The sequence below is a fragment of the Fulvivirga imtechensis AK7 genome (genome assembly GCF_000331535.1).
Classification (GTDB): domain Bacteria; phylum Bacteroidota; class Bacteroidia; order Cytophagales; family Cyclobacteriaceae; genus Fulvivirga; species Fulvivirga imtechensis.
Genome location: NZ_AMZN01000055.1, coordinates 181,228 through 205,124, shown reverse-complemented (window position 1 = coordinate 205,124; position 23,897 = coordinate 181,228). Strand labels below are relative to the sequence as shown.

22 protein-coding genes are annotated in these 23,897 nt (G+C 40.6%); 8 read left to right on the top strand and 14 right to left on the bottom strand.

Annotation, left to right across the window (positions count from 1 at the left end):
• Positions 1-46: 46 nt before the first annotated feature.
• Genes C900_RS17270 through C900_RS17240 form a run of 7 tightly spaced genes read right to left on the bottom strand, consistent with a single transcriptional unit; the run spans position 47 to position 5,899 of the window.
• Entirely contained in the window at positions 47-1,543 is a 1,497-nt protein-coding gene (locus C900_RS17270; RefSeq protein WP_009581394.1) for a bifunctional ADP-dependent NAD(P)H-hydrate dehydratase/NAD(P)H-hydrate epimerase, read from the bottom strand.
• Between the two features lie 4 nt (positions 1,544-1,547).
• Positions 1,548-2,765, bottom strand: coding sequence for an NADH-quinone oxidoreductase subunit D (locus tag C900_RS17265; protein WP_009581393.1), 1,218 nt, complete (start codon positions 2,763-2,765; stop codon positions 1,548-1,550).
• 2 nt (positions 2,766-2,767) lie between these two features.
• Positions 2,768-3,253 (bottom strand): NADH-quinone oxidoreductase subunit C, encoded by a 486-nt coding sequence (locus tag C900_RS17260; protein ID WP_009581392.1) that lies wholly within the window; start codon positions 3,251-3,253, stop codon positions 2,768-2,770.
• Entirely contained in the window at positions 3,250-3,825 is a 576-nt protein-coding gene (locus tag C900_RS17255; RefSeq protein ID WP_009581391.1) for a DUF3226 domain-containing protein, read from the bottom strand. Before C900_RS17255 ends, C900_RS17260 begins: the two co-directional genes overlap by 4 nt.
• A gap of 1 nt (position 3,826) precedes the next feature.
• Positions 3,827-4,837 carry an AAA family ATPase gene (locus C900_RS17250; protein ID WP_009581390.1) on the bottom strand — a complete coding sequence of 337 codons (1,011 nt, stop codon included), beginning with the start codon at positions 4,835-4,837 and terminating at the stop codon, positions 3,827-3,829.
• A gap of 12 nt (positions 4,838-4,849) precedes the next feature.
• On the bottom strand, positions 4,850-5,365 hold the full coding sequence (locus C900_RS17245) for an NADH-quinone oxidoreductase subunit B (protein ID WP_009581389.1): 516 nt from the start codon (positions 5,363-5,365) through the stop codon (positions 4,850-4,852).
• Between the two features lie 45 nt (positions 5,366-5,410).
• Positions 5,411-5,899, bottom strand: a complete 489-nt coding sequence (locus C900_RS17240) for an NADH-quinone oxidoreductase subunit A (protein WP_009581388.1) — start codon at positions 5,897-5,899, stop codon at positions 5,411-5,413.
• 168 nt (positions 5,900-6,067) lie between these two features.
• Between C900_RS17240 and C900_RS17235 the strand changes: the two genes are divergently transcribed.
• Positions 6,068-6,508: a Dps family protein gene (locus C900_RS17235; RefSeq protein WP_009581387.1), complete on the top strand. Its 441-nt coding sequence runs from the start codon at positions 6,068-6,070 to the stop codon at positions 6,506-6,508.
• Positions 6,509-6,548: 40 nt separating this feature from the next.
• Here C900_RS17235 and C900_RS17230 read toward each other — a convergent pair whose 3' ends face one another.
• Positions 6,549-8,240: a carboxypeptidase-like regulatory domain-containing protein gene (locus C900_RS17230; protein WP_040496979.1), complete on the bottom strand. Its 1,692-nt coding sequence runs from the start codon at positions 8,238-8,240 to the stop codon at positions 6,549-6,551.
• A 92-nt stretch (positions 8,241-8,332) separates the two neighbouring features.
• On the opposite strand from C900_RS17230, the gene C900_RS17225 reads away from it, so the two are divergent.
• From C900_RS17225 to C900_RS28610, 4 genes are all read left to right on the top strand, one after another.
• The gene (locus C900_RS17225) at positions 8,333-8,695 is read left to right on the top strand and encodes a BlaI/MecI/CopY family transcriptional regulator (protein WP_009581385.1); all 363 of its coding nucleotides are present in this window, start codon (positions 8,333-8,335) and stop codon (positions 8,693-8,695) included.
• Positions 8,692-10,107, top strand: coding sequence for a M56 family metallopeptidase (locus tag C900_RS17220; RefSeq protein ID WP_009581384.1), 1,416 nt, complete (start codon positions 8,692-8,694; stop codon positions 10,105-10,107). The genes C900_RS17225 and C900_RS17220 overlap by 4 nt, the downstream gene beginning before the upstream one ends.
• 320 nt (positions 10,108-10,427) lie before the next feature.
• Entirely contained in the window at positions 10,428-10,838 is a 411-nt protein-coding gene (locus C900_RS17215; protein WP_040496978.1) for a globin family protein, read from the top strand.
• Between the two features lie 107 nt (positions 10,839-10,945).
• Positions 10,946-12,007 (top strand): OmpA family protein, encoded by a 1,062-nt coding sequence (locus C900_RS28610; RefSeq protein WP_009581382.1) that lies wholly within the window; start codon positions 10,946-10,948, stop codon positions 12,005-12,007.
• 267 nt (positions 12,008-12,274) lie between these two features.
• On the opposite strand, the gene C900_RS17205 is transcribed toward C900_RS28610, so the two are convergent.
• On the bottom strand, positions 12,275-13,060 hold the full coding sequence (locus tag C900_RS17205) for a hypothetical protein (protein ID WP_009581381.1): 786 nt from the start codon (positions 13,058-13,060) through the stop codon (positions 12,275-12,277).
• 253 nt (positions 13,061-13,313) lie between these two features.
• Between C900_RS17205 and C900_RS17200 the strand changes: the two genes are divergently transcribed.
• Positions 13,314-16,490: an Eco57I restriction-modification methylase domain-containing protein gene (locus C900_RS17200; RefSeq protein ID WP_009581380.1), complete on the top strand. Its 3,177-nt coding sequence runs from the start codon at positions 13,314-13,316 to the stop codon at positions 16,488-16,490.
• 2 nt (positions 16,491-16,492) lie between these two features.
• Positions 16,493-17,182 (top strand): hypothetical protein, encoded by a 690-nt coding sequence (locus C900_RS17195; protein WP_009581379.1) that lies wholly within the window; start codon positions 16,493-16,495, stop codon positions 17,180-17,182.
• Between the two features lie 37 nt (positions 17,183-17,219).
• Here C900_RS17195 and C900_RS17190 read toward each other — a convergent pair whose 3' ends face one another.
• The 5 genes from C900_RS17190 to C900_RS17170 all read right to left on the bottom strand — a co-directional run bounded on the left by C900_RS17190 (position 17,220) and on the right by C900_RS17170 (position 23,466).
• Positions 17,220-18,758, bottom strand: a complete 1,539-nt coding sequence (locus C900_RS17190) for a YifB family Mg chelatase-like AAA ATPase (RefSeq protein WP_009581378.1) — start codon at positions 18,756-18,758, stop codon at positions 17,220-17,222.
• A 2-nt stretch (positions 18,759-18,760) separates the two neighbouring features.
• A complete protein-coding gene (lpcA, locus tag C900_RS17185; protein WP_009581377.1) occupies positions 18,761-19,336 on the bottom strand; it encodes a D-sedoheptulose 7-phosphate isomerase in 576 nt (191 codons plus the stop codon).
• Positions 19,337-19,349: 13 nt separating this feature from the next.
• Entirely contained in the window at positions 19,350-19,703 is a 354-nt protein-coding gene (locus C900_RS17180) for an Asp23/Gls24 family envelope stress response protein (RefSeq protein ID WP_040496976.1), read from the bottom strand.
• 76 nt (positions 19,704-19,779) lie between these two features.
• Positions 19,780-21,603 carry an ABC transporter ATP-binding protein gene (locus tag C900_RS17175; protein ID WP_040496975.1) on the bottom strand — a complete coding sequence of 608 codons (1,824 nt, stop codon included), beginning with the start codon at positions 21,601-21,603 and terminating at the stop codon, positions 19,780-19,782.
• A 180-nt stretch (positions 21,604-21,783) separates the two neighbouring features.
• Complete coding sequence (locus tag C900_RS17170) at positions 21,784-23,466, bottom strand: hypothetical protein (RefSeq protein ID WP_009581374.1); 1,683 nt, start codon at positions 23,464-23,466, stop codon at positions 21,784-21,786.
• A gap of 142 nt (positions 23,467-23,608) precedes the next feature.
• Here C900_RS17170 and C900_RS17165 point away from each other — a divergent pair, with 142 nt between their 5' ends.
• Positions 23,609-23,854: a type B 50S ribosomal protein L31 gene (locus C900_RS17165; RefSeq protein ID WP_009581373.1), complete on the top strand. Its 246-nt coding sequence runs from the start codon at positions 23,609-23,611 to the stop codon at positions 23,852-23,854.
• Positions 23,855-23,897: the final 43 nt, after the last annotated feature.

Here is a 23,897-nt window from a genome sequence, read left to right as displayed (position 1 = left end):
GAAGAACGAAACTAAATGTTGTATGAATACCTGATAATCTTTAAAATTATTTGAATTGTTGGTAGGCTTCGGGTATGAAATCAGTGATATCAGTAGCTACCATGCCGATCTCACCAATAACCTCTGCTGCTAGATCTGCCGCTAATCCATGCATGAAGACTCCGATCTTAGCCGCCTCTTCTGGAATATATCCCTGCCCAAGCAACGAAGTGATCATGCCTGTCAATACGTCACCCGAGCCACCACTTGCCATCCCGGGATTGCCGGTGCTATTAAAAAATATATCACCTGAAGGTAAGGCTACGGAGGTATGTGCCCCTTTCAATACTACTATGATGTCATGCTTTCTGGCAAAGTCTTTCTGTAGCGCAAGTTTTTCAAAGTCATCCGACCATTTTCCTACAAGGCGCTCAAACTCTTTCGGGTGCGGAGTGATGATAGTATTTTTTGGTAGAATTTCAAGCATCTCCCCGTGCTCGGAAATAATATTCAAGCCATCAGCATCAATTACCATGGGCTTTTTATAGGTTTGGATAGACTGCATCAAACTGTACACCGTTTCCTGTTCTTTCCCAATGCCGGGTCCCACGCCAACAGCATCATAATTTTCCAGATCAGTATAGCTGGTAAGGAAATGATCTCCCTCATCCGGTATGGCCATTGCCTCGGGTACTGTTGATTGAATAATATCATAACCACAGGTAGGTATATACATCGTAAGCAGTCCGATGCCGGTCCTCAGCGCAGCCCTGGCACAAAGCACCGCTGCCCCCATTTTTCCATAGCTCCCTGACATAATCAACGCCCTGCCATGGTCGCCTTTATGGGCAAATTTCTTTCGTGGCTTCAGCAGTTTGCTTATCATTTCGCTGGTCAGCATATAATAGTGCGACCTCTGCTGATCAATAGCTTCAGCGCTTAAACCAATGTCTACAACATACCACTCCCCAACGTATTGAGCATTCTCAGGAAAGAAAAAAGCCAGTTTAGGTACTTGAAATGTCAACGTATAATCTGCTTCTACAACCGCACCCGGGAAGGTATGGTGATCAGTGAACAGGCCGGAAGGTATGTCGATAGACACCACAGTTTTGCGTGACTTGTTGATCATTTCCACAACATCAGCATGGAGGCCCTGCACCTCCCGGCTCAGGCCTGAACCAAAAAGGCCATCGATAATCACATCAAACTCTTCAAGGAGAGGAATCCCTTTTTCGGTCGTCACTTCCCTCACCGGCTTGATCTCATTAAGCCGCTTTTCGTTTATTTTAAAGTCCGCAGAAGCTTCGTTAGATCTTTTAACTGCAAAAGTATCTACCTGATATTTCTTTCCCAGCAGCATACGAGCCACGGCCAGTCCATCGCCACCGTTGTTGCCCGTACCGCAAATGACCGCCACCTTAGATTTGGGGCTGAAGTGAGAAATAAGCCAATCAGTAAAGGCATGGGCAGCCCTTTCCATCAAGTCAATAGACGGTATGGGTTCATTTTCAATAGTATATTTGTCAACCTCACGTACTTGCTCTGCTGAAAGTATTTTCATCGGTTTAACGGTCTACTTCACCCAAAACAATATCAATTGAACCTAATATGGCTATCAAATCCGCTATCAGACTCCCTTTTGCTAACTCGGAAATGACCGAAAGGTTTACAAAACAACATGACCGGCCTTTGCAGCGGAAAGGAACATCGCTCTTCCCATCCGCTCTGAAAAAGAAGCCCAGTTCACCACGAGGGGTCTCTCCACGCACGTAAAAATCCTGTGCTTTGGGGCGCACCTTTTTCGGCACCAGCTCCTGCGGATCAAACTCGCGTGTGCGCTTATGCTCGTGTGTCAGCTTTTGCAGGCACTGCTCTATAATTTTCAGCGATTCGTGGATCTCCCTTACCCGTACATCAGTACGATCCCAACAATCTCCCACGCTACCCATCTTCCCCTCCCCTACGGGAATATCAAAGTCAATTTCGGGATATACCGAATACCCGTCCACTTTCCTGAGATCATACTTCAGGCCTGAGCCACGGAGCATCGGGCCTGTTATGCCATAGTTGATGGCTAAATCCAACGGAAGTACGCCTATATTGGCAGTCCTTTCTATAAATATTTTATTTTCAATGATCAGTTTCTCCAGCTCAACAAGCTTAGGCCGCAAATACTTTACAAACTCCACACAACGCTCTTCAAACCCAACAGGCAGATCATAAAACAGCCCGCCAATCCACATATAATTATAAAGCATACGCGCCCCGCTGATCCATTCCAACATACGCATGATGTGCTCCCGGTCCCTGATCAGCCAGAAAAAGGGTGTAAAAGCGCCTATATCCATCGCATAGGTACCTATGGCGACAAAATGCGAAGCTATTCGGTTAAGCTCAGCCACTAACACACGGATATACTCTACCCTTTTTGGCAGCTTATCCGCAATACCCAACATACGCTCCACACCCATCGCATAGACATGTTCGGAGTTCATAGCTGCCAGATAGTCCATCCGATCTATAAAGGGAATTACCTGTCCGTAGGGCAGCGATTCGGCATGTTTTTCAAAGCACCGGTGCAGGTAGCCCAAATGGGGCACTACCTCTTTGATGATCTCACCATCACTCACTACCTCAAGCCGTAATACCCCATGAGTAGAAGGGTGTTGCGGCCCAAGGTTAATGACCATCTCTTCCGATCTCAGGTCTTCCTCCCGGTACTTGTTGGGCTCCGACTTGATCAGATTATCCTCTTCGTAGCGATATTGTATGTCGTTAGCCACGGCTAATATTCTACTTTTATGCCTCTATAATACTCTTGCTGCTGATAGTCTTTCCTCAAAGGATACCCCTCCCAATCAGCCGGCATCAATATCCTTCGCATGTCTGGATGGCCAGTAAACCAGATCCCAAACATGTCATAAATTTCGCGCTCCAGCCAATCTGCTGTTTTCCATACTTCAGTCACAGAGCTTACCTCAGGATCCTTCCTGCTTATAACCACCCTGATCATTAATGAAATTTCATAGGGAATGGAATAAAGGTTGTAAACGACCTCCATAGTACCCGCTTCCGGACCATTGTCCAGGCCGGTGATGCAGGAAAGCATATCGAAGTAGGTCTTTTCATTGGCATGAAGCTCTTTGCACACATCCAATAAGTTGGCTGCCTCGATAACAATAGCCTTTGGTGACGCATTTTCGTCCACCTGCACGATGACGTGTTCTGTGAATTTGGTTTTAAGTAGAAGAACTATATCATTAGTAATCATTGTAAATGAATATCTAAAAATTCCTTTAATGGCTTTAAACCTTCTGAATTAAGATTCCAAAGCTGTTTTTCAAAATATTCCCGCTTATCCCCTTTACCCGACCCTCCTACACTAAAAGATTCTACATAAACAAAAAATTTAGCTTTTTCATCAAACCTTTGAAGGTTATCGAGTTGTAGCCGGTCGATGCAGGAAGCATACGAATCTATACACTCAAACAATTGATCATTATCTTTATTTATGCATCCCCTTAATAACGTTTCAAGATTTCCAGAATCATGGTTATTAGGAAAAAGAAAAACATCAAATTCAAAACTCATCTCGTTTCTTTTTTCTTCAATTCGGTCAATTGTTCCATAACAATCTGTATCTGCATCAAAAAAGAGGAGATTAGTTTTCCCTGCCTGAGAACTGGACTTAATACTTTGTTCCACTAAATGAATCTTCTCAATATTTCCCTCAACCACAATAAAATCCTCATCTTCAATAGTAGCTCCAAAATGATATTGAACAAAATGCTTAAGAAAATGCTTATCTGATTTTCCCTCCACTATAAACGAAAGCTCGGCCATTTCAATACCCTCCTCTTATCTCATTACCTACCTCAAGAGCATGATTTAGCTGATCAAAAGTATAGGTAAAGGCTTTCACATCATGTTCTTTGGGATTTTCGACAAGCGTAATAGCTCTTGCATCACTTTCACAACCAAGTTGTCTTATGGCTTTATCAAAATACTGGATACACTCCTTATTATGAGTTGTCATGAACAATTGCACATTATTTTCTATTGCAGTTTGAAGTAATATACCCCAAAACTCGGTAAATCGGCTATAATGAATACCTGTATCTATTTCATCGATCATCAATCTTGTATTTCGAAAAACAATAATTTCGATAAAAAAACGAAACAATTTTAGAGCTCCATCTCCAAAAATTGCCAAAGGGAGCACTGAATTAGAATGTTTCTGTGAAATAACTAAAATAGGTTTTCCCGCTGGTAAAGAAATTTCTATGTTGTCAAGATCAGGAGCTATGGTTCTCAGTGCACTAATTAACTGCTCTTTTCTTTCTCTATTTTTCTGAATGTGATTCGAATACAGATTCACAAGGTCAAAATCATGCCCCTTATAAAATGGTATATAAGGGATAGAATTAAACCCAGCTACATGAAACTCCTTGGATGGACTTACATTTTGATCTTTCTTTTCATTCAGCAATCCAGTGATGCAATGTAAACTAACATTAGATGAGTCAATAGTTAGCTGGTAATTCTCACTTGTCTGAGCGAAATAATCGAATTTGAATAGAACATTTGAAGTATTTTCTTCTATATCTCGAATAAAGTACTTTATATTCTCATATCTTATGGCTGGACCTCCGAAATTTTTGTACGACAGTGCTGTTAACAGGTTCTCACACAATACATTTAAATTCTTATTAAAAAGAAGGGCCTCCAATAAGGAGGTTTTTCCAACATTATTGTCACCCAATATTAAATTGAACTGGCTAATATTTTCAATTTCAAGTGCGTCAAATCGTTTAAAATTATCAAGCCGAATAGATGTTAGGTGCTCCTTTTGCATAAATAAAGATAGTTATATTTCTTTCATCAACTTTTCCAATGCTTTTGGTGCCATCAATGACTCATTCCTGATCTTTTCCTGTAGCTTCATAAATCCCCCTATCAGAGCCTCCGGCCTTGGCGGGCAACCCGGTACATACACATCAACAGGAATAATGCGGTCTACCCCTTTAACTACATGATAGCCGTGCTGCCAGTAAGGCCCCCCACAGTTGGAGCACGATCCCATTGAGATAACATACCTCGGCTCCGACATCTGCTCATACAAGCGTCTGATCCTGTCTGCCATTTTAAACGTGACTGTGCCCGCCACTATCATTACATCTGCCTGCCTGGGAGTAGCTCTGGGAGCCATCCCAAAACGATCCATGTCATAAATGGAAGTGCCGGTAGCCATGAACTCAATAGCACAACACGCGATACCAAAAGTCATCGGCCACATAGATGACAGCCGTGCCCAATTGATCAGATCATCCACTTTTGTGATGATCACTCCTCCGCTATTGAATTTTTTATCTAGTAGACCCATTTGACAGTTCTCAGTTCTCAGTTCTTAGTTCTCAGTTCTCAGTTCTCAGTTGCTGGAACTATATTTTTTGTTAATTCTATCGTATAGTGTTTTTGGCACTGGTGATTTGTAATCAGTTGTGGTTCTTCCCTCCTGCTTAGGCCAGTCGAGATATCCTTTTACCCACGCATACGCCAGACCGAGTGCAAGTATTCCGATGAACACAACCATTTCTATCAACGAAAACCACCCCCATAAACCATTGGTTTGTTCTATTAATTCCTTCTGACCAAACACTGTTGCCCAGGGAAAAAGAAAGACGATCTCCACCTCAAAGAGCACAAAAAGTAATGCCACAATATAAAACCGGATATTAAAACGGACCCAGGCAGAACCTAATGGCTGCTCCCCACTCTCATAGGTGGATAGCTTTTCTTCGTTGGGTCTGTGTGGGCGAACAATCCATGCTGTGACCAGCCCACCCATAACGAATAGCAGACCTCCTATCAGGTAGATCAATATTTCTCCAAATGCTGATATTTCCGGGTAATCCATGTGTTCTTGTGCTTCCGTTCAAATATAGAAAAAAACGGCTATTGAGCCGCCTGTTATATTCATAAGTATCGTCTATAAAGCTATAAAGACAATCAATCTGATTTACGTATCATTAGACCGCACCTTTGCGTTAATAAAAATGAATGAAAACCAAAACAATTATTAATAATGAAGAATTCGAATATTATTCAAAAACTAAACATACTACTTGCAGATTATCAGATCTACTATCAAAACCTAAGGGGCTTCCACTGGAATATCCAGGGTAAGCATTTCTTTCAGTTGCATGATAAGTTTGAAGAGTTGTACACAGACTCCGCCCTCAAGATCGATGACATAGCTGAAAGGATATTGACTATTGAAGGCAAACCTTTGCACGCGTTTGACGACTATATTGAAACTTCTACAATAAAAGCAAAGAAGAATATTCATGATGGAGAAGGCGCAGTGTCTGCCATTATTGATGACTTGAAAAATATTTTGGAGTTAGAAAGGGAAATTAAGGAATTGGCCGTTGAAGCCAGCGATGACGGTACGGAAGACCTGATGTCAGACTTTATTGACGAGCAGGAAAAAACGCTCTGGATGATGAAGGCTTGGCTGAAATAATGATAAGCTATGAGCTTTGGGATTGCGAATTACGAGGCTTTCAATCCCCTGGGCTCATAGCTCCCTCTGATCTTTTAGAGATCTTTTCCAGGTAAGGATTGATGACTTCTATAAACTTCTTTGAGTAAGGTGGTTCAACATTACCATCTATAAGTCTTGTTTTATAATAGATCTGATATTGTGTCATACCAATAGTTCTCCTCAGGTGATATTTTTCTTTCTTCACATCGACACCTAGTCGCAAATGCTTCTCTCCCTCCAGATCATTTTTCTTAATATAGGTCAGCCAGTCATGTCTATTATAATCTAAAGACACAAAAACAAATTTAACTCCTGCGTTCTTTAATCTCTTAATGTTATCTACCGCCCTTTGGTACTGATCTGCTAGAGAAAATCTGCCATTGTATTCATAAAAGGCAATACACAGCAGTGCGTCATTGTGCCTGATAAGACTATCCAAAGCCTTTCTGTTGTTTTGTTCTTCTTCATAAATCTTCAATTCCAATTCTTGCTCTGAAAAATAGTGTTCATTCAGCTTCAATTCGGAATTTTGCTGTAAGTCTTCAACTATTTTTTGCTCTAATTTATTTCTCGTTAACACATTATATGTATCCCAAAATTGAGGATCATAGGTGCTGTAAGCTATATCTGCCCGTGTTATACTGTTTTTATATGTATCAGTGGATTTACCCAAAGTCACCCTGGTATTTAAAATCTCAAAATGGTCTACATGATCCTTACCAAATCTTCTACTCTTTTCTATTCTGAATAGAGAATATCTCTTACCGAAAAGTTTGTAGTCCACCCTGGTCACACCTGTTATAAAATTTAAATTTTCATCACCTTTGTTACTTTCGTATCGCAGTATGGCAAAACTCTTAGAAGATATATATAGTTTACCCGTATGCTCGGCCTTGATTCCATCATAACGTGTATACAATTCTTTGTAAAATCCGATCTCAAACACTTCCTCCCCATCTAAATAGCTCATTTTATTCAATGTGAAAGAATACCCGTCTTTCAGCAATTGTTTTGACCACATAATAGGAGAGGTAAAGGTGGTCTCCATGGCTAAAGCATACATTTCCCCCCTGCTACCCACAATATCAGCGGTCAAAGCCGATCGTACGGCAATAGGTGGATGAAAGCCGTTGTCATGTTGATTGAATAACCTTCGCGTTTGTACCAACTTCAGCTTTCCGTTAAAAGTAGTATCGCGATAAAGACGTTTTCTATACCCCTTGGGCTGATAGAGATCAAAAGCAGCTTCAATCAATCGGGTATAGGTCCCACTCCGTTGGCAATATTCCCGGTAAAAAGCCTGCATGACGAAAGGATCGGTGATATAATTCTTTTTAATTGACCTGATCGCCTTCTTTACAATTTTGTATGCATTAACCTCCTTTGATAATACCACCACTTCCTTCAATATCTTCGAAGCAGGTTTGAGCCATATTGTATCATAAGGCATATCTGCTGATACCTTCTTCGAGAAATAACCCAGACAGGAGATTTTTATGGAGCAGGTATCCTCGCAATCAAATATAAACTCGAACACGCCATTAACATTTGAAGCCGTTCCCTGGTAGCCGCCCTCAACACCAATGCCAGCATAAGGAATTGGCTCACGGGTCACAGAATCATATACAAGGCCGGAAACGAATCTTTTCTGCGCAAATGAACCGGAGGAAATAAGTATTAACAAACATATTATATCAAATCGAGGACTCATTCTTCTTATCATTTTAGCGAGGTTTTCACAATTATCCGAAATTTTTAGGAGTTAAACTAAAGTTTTAGTAATATTACGAAAAATTTAGGAATATGAAAGAACTCACCAAGGCAGAAGAACAGATTATGCGTGTTATCTGGAAGGAAGGACCTGTGTTTATTAAAGACATTATCGATCAGCTTCCGGAACCAAAGCCGGCATATAACACAGTTGGCACGTTTCTTAAAATTCTCGAAGATAAAGGGTTTGTTGCACGAAAAAAGTATGGTGGCGCCTTTCAATATCACCCCTTAGTAGCGAAAAGTAAATACACCAGCTTCCTGATGAAGGGCTTCGTATCCAAGTATTTTGAGGGGTCGGTAGAGAATATGTTTTCGCATTTCATAAAAAACAAAGAGCTCGACCTCAAGACTTTCGAAGAATTGAGCAAAAAATATAAAGACGAAGAACCATGAACTATATATTGACCTCCACTGCCTGCCTGACCGCTTTCTACTTGTGTTACTATCTTTTCCTAAGAGGTGACAAGCTCATGACATTGCAGCGTACTTTTTTGCTTACCGCATTAGCTATTTCCCTGGCAATTCCCATGGTTGACCTCGAATGGAATAACACCACTTCTCCCCTAGAGGCCACTTATTTTCCTATGGAAAATTTACCGGTAACGGAGGCCAGTATGCAAAAAAGCCAGAATTATGCACTTTGGGACTACGTACAATACATCTACTTTCTGGGTGTGGCGTTGATGTTCGTCAGGCTGGTATTAAATTTCAGGAAGCTTTTCCTGATCCTCAAGACAAGTACACTTGAAAAATATGAGCATTATACTTTGGTGTATGTCAACCAGGCCATGCCCATTTCCTCGTTTCTCAGATACATTTTCATATCTACCCGGGAAAATTTTGAACAGGAGGAACTGGAAGGAATCCTGCTGCATGAAAGCAAACATCTTACTGATCTGCATTCCCTAGATGTGCTATTGATGGAAGCAGCAAAGATCATTTACTGGTTCAACCCTATGGTATATATGATGGATCGCTCACTTAAAACGATTCATGAATACATCTGTGATGCGGAAGCCGTTAAGCACTGCGAGCAGTCCAGCTATGAAAAGCTGTTGATCAGTTCGCTGTTTAAAAGATCCGACTTACCATTGCTGAGCCAGTTTAGCGAGGTATCTGTAAAAAAAAGAATCTATATGTTAAACCAAAAAACACCTTCAATTATGAAAAAAGTGAAATATTTGCTGATCATCCCTATCACAGCAGCCCTCATTTTGGCTTGTGATCCTAATGAGCTTAAAGAGATCGAAACTACTTCAAGTGAGACCGGTGAAAATTATAATACCTCCGGTCATGTTACTGACATGATTACCGTTGCAGGTAAAGTTGTTGGCACAGATGGCAGAGCCCTTCCGGGAGTAAATATTATTATAGAAGGAGCAGAAATAGGAACTGTAGCTGACGTCAACGGTAACTACAGTCTACAGGTGCCTGCCGGAAGCAGCCTGACAGCGTCATTTATCGGTATGAATTCTGAAACGATTGCTGTTGGAAATAAATCGGTCATTGACTTTGAACTTAGTGACGACCCCAATTTTAAAGGAACACCCTTTGATGAATTAAAAGCGCTGTCAGTAAATCAAAAAGTTGTTACAGAGCACGGTTCAAAATATTTAACGGGCAAAGTGACCAGTGAAACCGATCAACCTGTTTCGGGAGCGAATATTATTGTAACCGGGCAAAAAGAAGGCGCTACGACTAATCAATACGGGGAATTCAGGTTGAAGCTTGATGACAACAACACTTCCGGCAAAGTAGTTGTAATCAGAGAAGGTTTTAAATTACAGACCCTCGCATTTAAATAGTATTGAAAATCCATGTGGCTTTAAGCAAACATATCAACTAAAAAACGGTTCCGTTGCCGCCTGTCGGATGCGTAACGCAGATGCTGGTGTTTTCTTAGAGACTCTAAATAAATATCCAAAGGTTTCTTCAAAAGCCAGGCTACTACTACAAGCAAACGGCCTTTGAAGAAACCTTTTTTAGCCTTTTCAGATCATCTGCACGTTTTTTTCATTTCTTCACGAAGACTGTAGACCTTTTGTAGACCACTGATTATGAGAATGTTACATTCATAAATATTATCTTGCTGCCTTTTAATATGTTGGAGCAAATAATTTAGATTATGAATGAACATCAAATTAAATTAATCAGAGATTCATGGGGCTACGTTGTCGAGAATGTGCATGAAGCCGGGATGATTTTTTATGATAGACTTTTTGATATCGCACCTGAAGTACGGCCGCTATTTAAAGGAAATATCAAGGATCAATCTCAAAAGCTTACTTTAATGATAAGTTTTGCCATAGACAAGCTAGAGCAATTTGACCTGATCGTCAAAGATATTGAGGCTTTGGGCAGACGCCATAGCAGATATAATGTAAAAGAGGAGCATTATCAAATCGTAGGTCAGGCACTGCTATGGACACTTGAAAAGGGCGCGGGCGATATATGGTCAAAGGAGCATGAAGAAGCATGGACTGCGCTGTATGGAATACTGGCCGCAACTATGACGAAAGCACAAATCAGTGCGTAAGAAGATGGATCGATCAACCAAGGTAGGGTATAAAAAAACCCTGCCTTTTTTTAATACTCAATAGGCACACCTTTGCTAACGTGTCAAAATTGAATAAATAACAACCATTGCTATCGACTCTAAAGATCATTCGTTTCGTACAGACAGCAGTATTTACCCTGGCGTCTCATGAGGTATTTTGCCAACACAATCTTGTACCAAACTACGATTTTGAGGAAATTGAATTTTGTCCTGTCACCTTTTCCCTAAACAGTGGCGACTCTCCACTAGAATATTGGTACTCTCCATCCGAAGGGACTCCGGATGTTTTCCATCACTGCTCAGAAATTAACGGTGTACCTGTAAACTTTGCCGGTGTTGCTTCGCCCCAATCCGGTAAGTCATATGCGGGTATCTACTTAGCTGCAAAAACTGGCAACTACAAAGAGTATTTAGCCATTAAACTTCTGAAGCCGTTGTCACGTGGTATCTATCGTTTCAGAGCATATCTCAGATTGGCTAGCTACAGCGGCTATAAAGTAGATTTACTTCATTTAGGGCTTTCAAAAGATCCCATTTCCATTCGGTCGGCCGGAGAACTGCCCGCACACAAATTTTCAAACTTCTTTAGTATAAATATTTCAGAGGTTACGAGTGGCAAATGGCATCTTGTTGAGGCAAGCTTCATTGCGCACGGAGGTGAAGAGTTTATCACACTCGGAAATTTTGAATACAATAATGATATGGTACTCACTCCTGCCGCTGCAGCCCATAGAAAGTCAAAGGTGAATAACTTTGCATTCTATTACTTTGACAATCTCCTACTCGTAGAAGATATTACTTTTTGGGCTACATCATTTCGGAACAGAAAGAGGTTTACTTTGACTAGTGTATATTTCGATCATGACAAATACCAACTTTCAAAGGAAGGAGTAGATTCCTTAGTTGAGTTAGCCGGATTTCTTAAAATCAATTCACATCTTTCTTTGAAAATATATGGATATGCAGATTCAACGGGCTCAGAAAGTTACAATATGCGGCTATCCAATCTGCGCGCTATAGAAGTCAAAAATCATCTGATATCCAAAGGTATCTCCGGGCATAAAATAACCGTCCTGCCAATGGGTGAGCTTGCAGACAACGTTTCACCAGAAAATAGCCGAAGAGTAGAATTTGAATTTATTGAATAAAAGATATGTCGGACCTGATCACTTATCGGCAACAACGATCAATTCGGCAGAGTTACAGGGTTGTCTATGCTGCCAAATGGCGCTCTGCTTATATCAGATCATACTAACGGGCTAGTTTTTAGACGATTATAAATAGGGAGAACAGCTTTACCTTAATAGACTCCACCAATAGTGAAGGATCTCACAAGGCTGATCAGATAAATTTGATCCCTGTGAAATCCTTTCTTTATCGAAAGCCCGGAAGCTTTGATGCAAACACCTTTGTTTCTAGCAGTCGGTATTAGACCTCAGGCTCCAGTGCCATCCGTCACCACTGGTGTTGGTGATAGAGTAGTAGTGCTGCTTATTCACACGGCAACCCCAGAAGTTTTTACCGCTGTACATGTAGTAGGTGTACACCCAGCCGGCCAGAAGATCTGCATCGAATAATGTTGATCCATTAACTTTACCTTGCAGGTGTATCTGCCCTCCCTGAAATGGATAAACATATACTCTTGAACGGGAGCAATTAGCCCAGGCCCAGTCTGTACCCGGACCATAACGGTTGAGCAGACAGGCTTTATAGCCATTGTAAAAGCTGCTAGGGTTACAATAATTGTCTCTGAACCAGATATCATTTAGCCCTTCCTCTTTAGCTCCTGCCTTGGGTTCCAGGTAAAGAAAATCACCACTGGTCAATTGCTCGTTTTGATAACCATTCTCCACCTCTTCGGATTTCAGCTCAAAGCGCTCATCGATCTGATCCAGTTCAGTGGGTACCGGTCTGCCGGGAGCCAACCGTCTGTGAATTTCGGAGAATGTCATGCCTTCAAACTCTTCTCCAAGTATTGGGGTGTCACCAGGACGATAGCGCTCGAGTATTCCCACATGGCCATCGCGATAAATAAAGGTTACAGACTTGTCATTCACATTAATTTCAGAAACTACCTTCTGATCACCCTGAGTCAGGCTGGGATTATCCTGGATCTGTTGATCAGGGTTTAGATTCTCCTCCTCATTACAACCCATAAAAAATAAGGCCGCAATGCACATTACATACATTAAATTTTTCATTTGTTTAGTCGGTTTAGTTATACATTGGTTTATGCATACAAAGCTGACTAAACGCTGAGGGGGCTACAAGGGCGGTATTCCGGCTTTTAAGTAAGGGAAAATACCGAGGAGGACGGGGAAAAATTCTTTACAAACCATCCCATCTAGCGTTTTACTAACATATTTAGTAAAAACTAAAAAAATTATAGATAAAATTATTAAATTTAAGTGCGAAGGAATTGACAATATTTCCCATTTTTGAAAAAAACAGATAATGCCTGGGCTAAAAAGATTACTTGATCAATTAAACTATAATAAAGAAACTGGGCTCCATACTAAAGATGATATACTTTCTAAGAATCACCTTTTTCCGTTTCGTATTTCTCATGTCTTAAATTTTGTATTAGAACCGACTGCGGTACTTAGTCCTTACCAAAATGGTCCACGAGAATCTTTTAATCCAATAAACAACCCCCTAATTCTCATTTACGATAATCCAAGTAAGGAAAAAAGAAAGGAATTAGTTAGTCAGTGTTTTAGCTTCAGCCAAGCCCCAGTGGTATTAATTACAGATCAAGATGGAAATCCAGAAATTTATCATGGCTATGATTTCGAAGGCAATGGACGGGATCATTTAAAAAAAATAGAGGCAGATATTGATCTATTTCGATCTGAAAGATTGGCTTCAGGGGAAACTTGGAGACATCTTTATCATCAATATTATAAAAATGTAAAAAAAGTAGACAAGTGGTTACTTAGCAATGTAGTCGATGCACGCAGACTTTTGGTTTCCACTGATGTTGGAAATTTGCCCCATACAGTAGCCAATAGATTAATAGGCAGATTACTCTTTATTAGATACTTAATAGACAGAAATGTCCAATTTAGTGATCAAAACCTTGTAACCGGGACAAACAAAAAGGAAAGGGCTCAAAGCTTAAATCGGTTGTTGATGCACAAAGGGAGACTATATAGATTTTTTCACTATATAACAAGCAAATTCCAAGGGGACCTATTTCCTATCAAACCTAGAGATCATGACCCTACAAATGAAATTGAGCTAGTAACAAAAGTACACTTAAATATTTTACATCATTTATTTAGCTGTTCTCAGTTTTTTGTTGGTGAAAATATCGGAGGTTATTATGTTCAGCCATCACTCTTCGATGTTTATGATTTTGAAGTAATTCCCGTTGAACTAATAAGTAATATTTATGAGAATTTCTTAGGTGACACTGATAACAAAGAGAATGAGAGAAAATCATTGAGCTTATTTAAAAAAAGCAGACAATCTGAAATTAAAGCATATTATACCCCTCCCTACATGGTAGACTATGTGCTATCGCAAACTGTTGACAAAAAGCTTAATAACCAGAACACTACATCAGCAAAAATACTTGATCCGTCTTGCGGATCAGGCATTTTTCTCGTTGAAACTATACGTAAGCTTGTTCAGCATCACCTAAAAAATTCAGATACTGCAATATCAAATGAGGAGCTTTGGGACATAGTTAGAAACAACATATATGGAATTGATATAGATAGTGAAGCGATAGAAATATCGATTTTTTCAATATATATAACTCTTTTAGACTACAAAACACCGATTGAGATTGAACATTTTAAATTTCGACCTTTAAAAGGCATAAATCTTTTTAGTGGCTCTAAGAATGACTTCTTTAATACAAACGCGGACTTCCAACCCCTTCTTAGTAATGTAGACTTGGATTTTATTATTGGCAATCCTCCGTGGGGGAAAGTTAAAGAATCTACCTATATGAATTACGTTAAAAATCTTGACAGAGCTGTATTCCCTGAAATAGGAAACCATGAAATATCTCAAGCTTTTTTAATAAGGGTTAACGATTTTATGCATGCTGGTACAGAGTGCATGTTTATTGTAACTGGTAAGGTTCTCTATAACACTGGTATTAGCAAGAGCTGGAGGCAATGGTTTTTAGATTTCTATGAGCTTATTCAAGTAGCAGAACTATCTCCAGTAAATAATAAGGTGACAGGTGGTCCAGAAGTATTTGAAGGAGCCAAGCAATCCCCGGCAATTCTTCATTTTAAAAAAACAACATCTAATGATCATAGAAATTTAGTCAAGCACATTACTTTTCGACCAAATATCAATTTCCTCTATTTTAAAGCGATCACTGTAACAAAAAGAGATATAAAATTCATAAACCAAAACAGATTTATAGAGAAATATGGTGGAAATGATTGGCTATGGAAAATATTAGTGCATGGATCTTTCTTTGATGTTGCTTTTATTAATAGACTTAAAACCTCATACACCACTTTGGGGAAAGTTTTGAATGAATATGGTTTTACCTATAATGGTGGGTTAAAATATAAAGATGGTGATAGAAGACTTGATGTGGCTGCAATCATGAATATGCCATTTCTTGAATTAGAAGAGCGCAAGGAATTTAAGCAATTTCGCACCTGCCCTACTTTATCTTTAGGGGAACAAATCAATAACTTAATATCTAAGGGAAAGTTACAGGATGATAAAATGGGTTATCTTCCAGACCTGAAATTTTTTAAGAGTTTTAAGGTACTTTGTAAAAAAGGATTAGAGGTAGGAAATGATTTCAAAGGTGTGGCTGCAGTTAGTAAAAATGACATTTGCTTCCCCTCTTCCGTAATGTCAATTGTTCCAATTAACAATCAAATCTCGCACAAACAAAGGACAATTCTTTGGAATATTGCAGGATTAATTAACTCTACTCTATTTTCTTATTTTGTTTTTAATACAAGCAGTTCTGCAGGTATTGATAGAACCAGAATATATTTTGAAGAATTTCTAAACTTCCCCATCGTTCTCGATGAGAGAATCGCAATACAATCACAGAAAATACAGGAGTACATTGACCTTGACCATCTCTTTGATGTTGAATATGAAAAGCAGTTAAAAGAGGAATTCAATATTCTTAACTCGCTAATATATGATGCATATAAACTGGATTCCATTGAACGCTCCCTTATAGACTATACAATGAATGTGTCAATTCCATCCTTTAAAAGAATAGAGGATCCAGTTTATCGTATGGGAGGCAATCAAAAGTTTAAGTTATTAAGCCTTCAACTAACTATGTACTCAGAAATTTTCGCAGATCATTTTAGAAAGCTTGGAAGCCTCAATTTAAATATTACTATAAGTATTGGCAGAAATTTTAGCGTTAGCCTTTTCCAAATTACCAAAGAAAACAATAACAGCATACAGGTACTTCCTTACGGGGAGCAATCAAATTTCTTACAAGATGTTGGGCAGTTAACCCTCAACAGGATTTCGCAAGGCATATATTTAGATAGCGATTTAAAGGGCTTTGGCCGAGACTATTTTTACATAATAAAGCCCTCGGAGTTTAAATTTTGGCATGAAGCCATTGCTCACGAAGACTTATCGGAAATTATGAAGACAATAAATGAATCAGCAAGCTAAAAATGGAGGGACTGGAGAGTTTTATTTTCACTGAAGATATAAAAAGGGAATATCGAAGGAACATTGAGAACTTGATTTTCTATGCTTATAAGCAACTGGTTGAAAGTAGCAGTCGTTATTCCTTGGAAAGCATAAAGAAAGAAATCAGAGAACAGGGAAAGAAAACTTCACGTGTCCCGCTTGAAGACTATTTAACCTACGACTTTGTAAACCTTTATTTAAGGCCCAACAGAAGTAGATTTGGTTTACAATATATTTACATTTCCACTCAAATTTCAGAAGTTAAATCAAACATTGAAGTCGGAAAAATTGATATCAAATTTGCTGAACTAAGCGATAACACGTATGTAATAATCGAATGTAAAAGACTTAAAAATGAAGCGGCAAAAATAGACTACTACATTTCAGATGGCATAAAAAGATTCACTAGTAAACAGTATTATCCTTCAATAGATCAAAGATACGCGGGTATGATTGCATTCTTAGAAGATGCAAAACCATCAGCATTTGAAATATTAAAGAATATGAACGACAACTTAGATAAAAGGACAGATATAAAAACAATTAAACTCCTAACTCACGATACACGCTCACCAAATTATAAGTTTGATTCTGCTCATTCCGTCACCGGAGGTTACAATATTGACGTTACCCATTTTTGGTTGGATTATTCCCAACTGATCACAATATAGGTCACCAACTGCCCCTGCTACTGCCTACTGAACCTTCCTACCCTGCCCACCCCTCTCTGTCCAAACTCCTGTACTGGATAGCCTCGGCCAGATGCTCTATCTTGATTTCATCAGAATCTGCCAGGTCAGCAATCGTGCGGGAGACTTTAAGGATGCGGTCATAGGCTCTGGCAGAAAGACCCAGCTTTTCCATTGCAGTTTTTAACAGGGTACGGCCTGCTTCCTGTATTTCACACACATCTTTTACCATCTGCGAAGGCATCATGGCGTTGGAATGGATAGCCTCTTTGTCTTTAAAGCGTATGGCCTGCCGCTCCCGCGCTTTGATCACCCGGTTCCTGATCTCTTCGCTGCTTTCGGTTTTTCTGTTGGCCGTCATCTCATCAAAAGAGACCGGTGTCACCTCCACATGAAGGTCGATCCTGTCCAGCAACGGACCACTGACCTTGCTCAGGTAACGCTGCACCACTCCGGGGGCGCAGACACACTCCTTTTCAGGGTGGTTGTAGTAGCCACAAGGGCATGGGTTCATACTGGCGATCAGCATAAAGTTAGCGGGGTAGTCCAGCGAGACCCTGGCCCTGGAGATCGTCACCCTGCGTTCTTCCATCGGCTGGCGCATCACCTCCAGCACAGTGCGCTTAAACTCCGGCAGCTCATCCAGGAATAATACTCCGTTATGCGATAATGATATCTCTCCTGGCTGCGGATTTCCGCCACCTCCGACCAAAGCCACATCGCTTATCGTATGGTGCGGACTGCGGTAGGGCCTGGTAGAGATCAATGAAGAATTCGAACCCAGCTTGCCGGCCACTGAATGTATTTTTGTAGTCTCTAAAGCTTCGTGAAGCGACAAAGGTGGCAATATGGAGGATAATCGTTTAGCCAGCATGGTCTTCCCTGCTCCGGGAGGACCTATCATGATCACATTGTGGCCACCCGCAGCAGCTATTTCCAGGGCTCTTTTGATGTTTTCCTGACCTTGTACATCTTTAAAGTCGACATCGTAATTATTGAGCTCAGCCATAAAGACATCACGGGTATCTACTTCAAGCGGATCAATGGCGATATCACCTTCGAAAAAATCAACAGCCTCTTTGATATTGCTGACACCTATGACGTCAATATCGTTGACGATGGCTGCCTCTTTGGCATTCTCCTTCGGCAGTACAAAACCTTTGAATTTATTTTTACGAGCTTCTATGGCTATTGGCAGTACGCCCTTGATCGGTCTCAGGTCACCATCAAGGGAGAGTTCTCCCATGATCACGTACTTATCCAGCTCCCCAGCCCTGATCTGACCTGCTGCTTTGAGCATACTTAGTGCAATAGGCAGGTCATAAGCGCTCCCTTCTTTTTTGATATCAGCAGGAGCAAGGTTTACCACCACTTTATTCCTGGGCATGGCGAAGCCGTGGTATTTTATAGCAGACTCAACACGATGTTCACTTTCTTTTACTGCGCTATCGGGCAGACCGCTCATGAAGAATTTCGTGCCCTGACCAACATTAACCTCAATAGTTATCAGTCTGGCATCAACTCCGTAGACAGCCGCTCCAAAAGTTTTTGCCAACATAGCTAAATGGTTTTTTCAATCAACAAAATCAATATATGGATTATTTTTATATGTACTTCCTGTATTCGATCGGCATAGCCGTAGTGAGGCACCCTTAGTTCCAGATCAGCTATCTCGCCAAGTTCTCCTCCACTATTTCCCGTAAGGGCTATTACAGCAGCCCCTTTCAGCTTTGCCTCTTTGGCAGCCTCAATAATATTTTTAGACTTACCACTCGTACTGATGGCCAACAGCACATCGTCTTTGGTTGCAAAAGCTTTTACAAACCTGGAAAAAACTTTTTCATAACCATAGTCATTGCCTACGCAAGACATATAGCTGGGATCTGAAATAGCTATAGCCGGCAAAGGTGCACGGTCATCTCTAAACCTGCCGGTAAGCTCTTCTGCAAAATGCATGGCGTCACAGTGAGAGCCTCCATTACCGCATGAAATGGCTTTCCCTCCTTTTTTAAAAGCCGCAACAAGTATTTCTGCCGCCTTTTCTACCTTTTGAATATGTGTGGGGTCGGATAAAAATTTATCAAGAATGTCATAAGCCTGGAGTAGCTCCTGCTTTATCAATAGCTGGTTAGTCATGTTGAATGGTTTGTTATTCCTCTTTCGGCTCTTCGCTATCTGTCCCCACCGCAGTTATATGTTTGGATGATGCAGACCCGGTGGCCTCCTGTAGATCAAACATTTTAGCCTTTAAAGAGTTGATCTCATGCTCCAGTTTTTCTTTTTCCTTGGTGTGAGTTCTGACAGCCATAGAGATGAGGACAATATCAATAAAAAACAGCAGTAGCCCGACCACCGCTACATAGATCATGAGGTCCATTTTTTCTCTGAGTTTGAGAAGAAACTCAAAATCCTCAGATTTATAATTTACATATATAGAGGCTAGAAGCAAGCCAATATGAAATAGAAAATATATGAAGTAGAATATTGACTTTGGTCTTTTCATTGATCTTCTCTTTAACTCAGGGATGAAATTTAATATAATTCATTAAAAACACACTAATTAAATCTACAAAATTTAATCAGGTATTTTGCATAGCGCTTAACTTTTTGTAGATACCCTCCTGATTCACCAATTCATCGTGAGTACCTCTCTCCACGATCTCGCCTCCCTGAATAACAAGGATCTGATCCGCATGTTGGATAGTGCTGAGGCGATGCGCAATGACCAATGAGGTTCTGTTCTTCATCAGATTAGCCAATGCCTCCTGCACAAGCTTCTCAGATTCAGAGTCTAAGGCTGAAGTAGCTTCATCCAGTATCAGGACAGGAGGATTTTTCATCACCGCCCTGGCTATGCTGATCCGCTGCCGCTGCCCACCAGAAAGTTTAAGACCACGATCTCCAATATTTGTATCGTATCCCTCTTCCATATCCATAATGAAATCATGAGCGTTGGCGATCTTTGCTGCCTGAATAACATCTTCTTCCTTGGGGTCATCCAGCCCAAAGGCTATATTATTAAAAATAGTGTCATTAAATAGAATGGACTCCTGGGTAACGATCCCCATTAATTTTCTAACGGACTCCACGTCACAATCCCGGATATCGGTACCATCAATTTTCACTGCCCCGTCTGTCGGGTCATAAAAACGTGGGATCAGATCCGCCAAAGTGGACTTACCCCCTCCGGAAGGGCCTACGAGGGCAATAGTTTGCCCTTTCTGAAGAGTAAAGGATATGTCCTTCAACACGGGCTCTGTTCCATATGCAAAGCGTACATGATCAAATTCGATCTGTTGTTTAAACGCTTTGATATCAATAGCATTAGGCTTGTTGACAATAGCCGGGGTTGCGTCCACTACTTTAAAGATCCTTTCAGCAGAGGCAATTCCTTTTTGCAACCCGGAAATACCGGCAGCAAAAGCTTTTCCCGGTGAAATGATTTGGGAAAAAATAGCCAGATAAGCAATAAACTGAGGTCCATCCAAACTACCATCAGCGGCCAGTACCAGGGAGCCCCCATAATAGATAATGATACAAACAATGGCTACTCCCAAAAACTCTGAAACCGGTGAGCCTAACTCTTTCTTGTAGGAATAAGACAGGTTAACCCTTCTGTAGTAGTCTGTTTCCTGATCTATTTTATCCGTCACGTATCCTCGTGCGTTAAAAGCTTTTACAATGCGCATACCACCCAGTGTTTCATCTAAAATGTTCACGATCCTTCCCAACGACTCCTGGCTCTGAACAGCGCGCTTCTTCAGACGCCTGACAATTTCCGCAAGCGCCCCACCTGTTATGGGCAACACCAGAATGGTAAAAATGGTCAGTTTAGCCGATATGGAAAATAAGAAAATGAAGTAAATGATAATGGTTACAGGCTCTCTGAAAAGCGCTTTCGGACTATTCAAAATAGAGGCTTCCACTTCCTGCACGTCATTTGTAATTCGCGACATCAGATCACCTTTTCTTTCATTGGTAAAATAGCCAAGGTGCATGGAGGAAACCCTGTTGTAGATATCCATCCTGAGGTACTTGACCACATCCAGCCTTATTTTTGTAACAATGATAGTGGCGAGATACCTGAAAATATTAGTAACAAAAACAGATATAATAACAATGACACATACAAACAGCAGCGCTTGTTGCTTGCCGCTCTGCTGGATAATATTACCGAATGTATAGTAGAAATATTCTATGGCGTAATCCTTTGTCAGCTCAAAGTCACCCGGATCGCTGACTACCTGGGTGTCTGCGGTATCAAATAGTACAGACAGTAGCGGTATCAAAAGGGTAAAGTTGATAGCGCTAAAAACCACCGACAGTAAAATGTATATTATATACTGAGGCAAAAAGGTTCCGAGATTACGGCCGTACTTAAATACCCTGAAAAATGTTCTCATTTATCCTTTGTCATTCATTAACCCAACCCTCAGGGCTGCTTAGCTCTTCAAAAGCATGCTATTGCCAATAGAGGTGCTCAAATTGGGTGTATAATTATCAGTTATTATTCATTTAGGCAGGTTTGGCTTCGGTTTTTGCTTACATCATGGTAAAACGGGTGCAATTTAGGCGTTTACTCGCTAAAACTCACTCAATCGCTGCGGAATATTCCAACGAAGTGCAATAGAGGTGTAGTTTGTCTTTTGACCTGCTACCGGCACTTCGCTTTTGACCTGCCGGTACATATGCCTTAGATCGATAAAGAAGTTGTGCTTCCATTGGTATGATACTGTAAGGTCTGCAAAAAACAGATCCGAATTAACCCCCTGGCCAATCTCATTGCCAAAGTCCTTTTCTCTTGTGCGGTTGCTCAGCAAAATGTTCCCCCCGTAATTTACTCCTGTGGTATCTGCACCGTATTTTGCATACATCAGCTTTCCTGTCAGGCGTAATTTTCCCACAGGTTGATAACGAGCAATAGCCACTAGTTCTTTGAAATTCGCTCCCAGCGGATGAGCCAGAGGCTGGCGATAGTGTGAATAGCTGTTGTATGGATCACCGTGAGAGTAGGTATAAGGCCTGGACAGATTCCCTTCCAATTGAAGGTCGAGGTTATCAATTCCCAAAGCATCCACATACTTAGCGCCTAACTGCAAGGCATATTTGTTAGCCCACCAGCCATCACCTGCCTTGATATTATCCAGCAGGAATTCATCCAGCACCAGTTGCCCGTAAAAAGAAAGCTTCCGGGCTGCAATCCACTTAAAATCAGCGCCCAGGAGCACGTTATCGGAGCTGCCATTCTGCTGCTCAATAGCACGGTAAAAAATTATTGGATTCAGGTACTTCAATTCTATATTCCCATTACCTAAAGAGTCGGCATTACTGTAGATTACGGATTCAAATACCCCTACGTTCAATTTTTTACCGATATTCAGACTCAGGTGATGCAAGGCCATATATTTTTTCGGATATCCGTCACTATCTATAAGGCCTCCGGAATTTCCGAAAACATCAGCCGTCATCTCGGTAAACAGGTTGGTGTAGTTGAGCTTCCATACCTGCGTCTGCGCTTTTAAAAACAGGTAGGCAGGAGCGTAGTCTGAAAGAATAAGTGACCTGTACCCGTTACCCACTTTAAATCTGTCATGTCCAAATTGTAGGTTTATATGGTCTGTAGCCTCAAAACTGATATATCCGCGAGCAGTAAAAAAATCCACACCATTGTCCTTAAAATCTTTCCAGAAGCCTTCGTGTGGTACAACTATCTCTCCAGTGATCTTCTTTCGTACATACTCCGGGTAAATGATTTGATTTTCGCCAATAAATGTGTAGAAACCCACTTTTCTATCAATCATACCCCGTACCTCAACACCGCGGGTATTAATAAAAGTTTTTTCATCATTAGCTGTTTCACGTCCGATCCCCACATATAACACAGGATTGATATGGAGATCAAAATCCTTTGTATCAGCATGAAAAAGATCGGATTCTACTCTATAAAAATGTTTTAGAAAGGGTCTTCTACTTGTATTATTCACACTATCTATCCATTCCCAATTGTCGCTGGCAAGATAATGCAGGTTAAACTGATCCGCAGCCGACCAATTTTGTTGTGAAGGTCGTAATGAATCAACAAAATTCGCTATGTGAGATCTTCTATATGGCTTCCAGGCGCTGAAGAAACCCGGATATATCTTCCCACTTTCTATCTCATACCGGTCTATGATATGGTAGTAATCATCATTCAGGGGAGCGTTAACGCTCTGTGCCAGAGCCACAATGGGCAGGATCAGGAGTATAATAAATGACAGTTGCCTCATAAGAAATTGAATATCCTGCAAAATAAGAAAAAATAGTGTTTATCTTTGCAGAATAAAGTTTTGAAAAGTTTTGCACTTAAAGTTAATTTGGGTAATTTTGTGCCCTCTCTTGGGAAGATTGAACAGAAAAGGTATTAATAAAATGAAAAAAGACATACATCCGGAATACAGAGACGTAGTTTTCTACGACACTTCTAGCGACTACAAGTTCATGACCAAGTCTACTATGACTACTGGCGAGACTATCAAATGGGAAGACGGTAACGAATATCCTTTGATCAAAGTCGAGGTAAGCTCTGCATCTCACCCATTCTACACCGGTAAGAAGCTATTTGTGGATACAGCCGGCCGTGTTGAGAAGTTTAACAAGAAATATAAGAAGAAGTAATTCTCTTTTAATAGCTTTAATTAAAGGTCTTCAGGATAAGCTT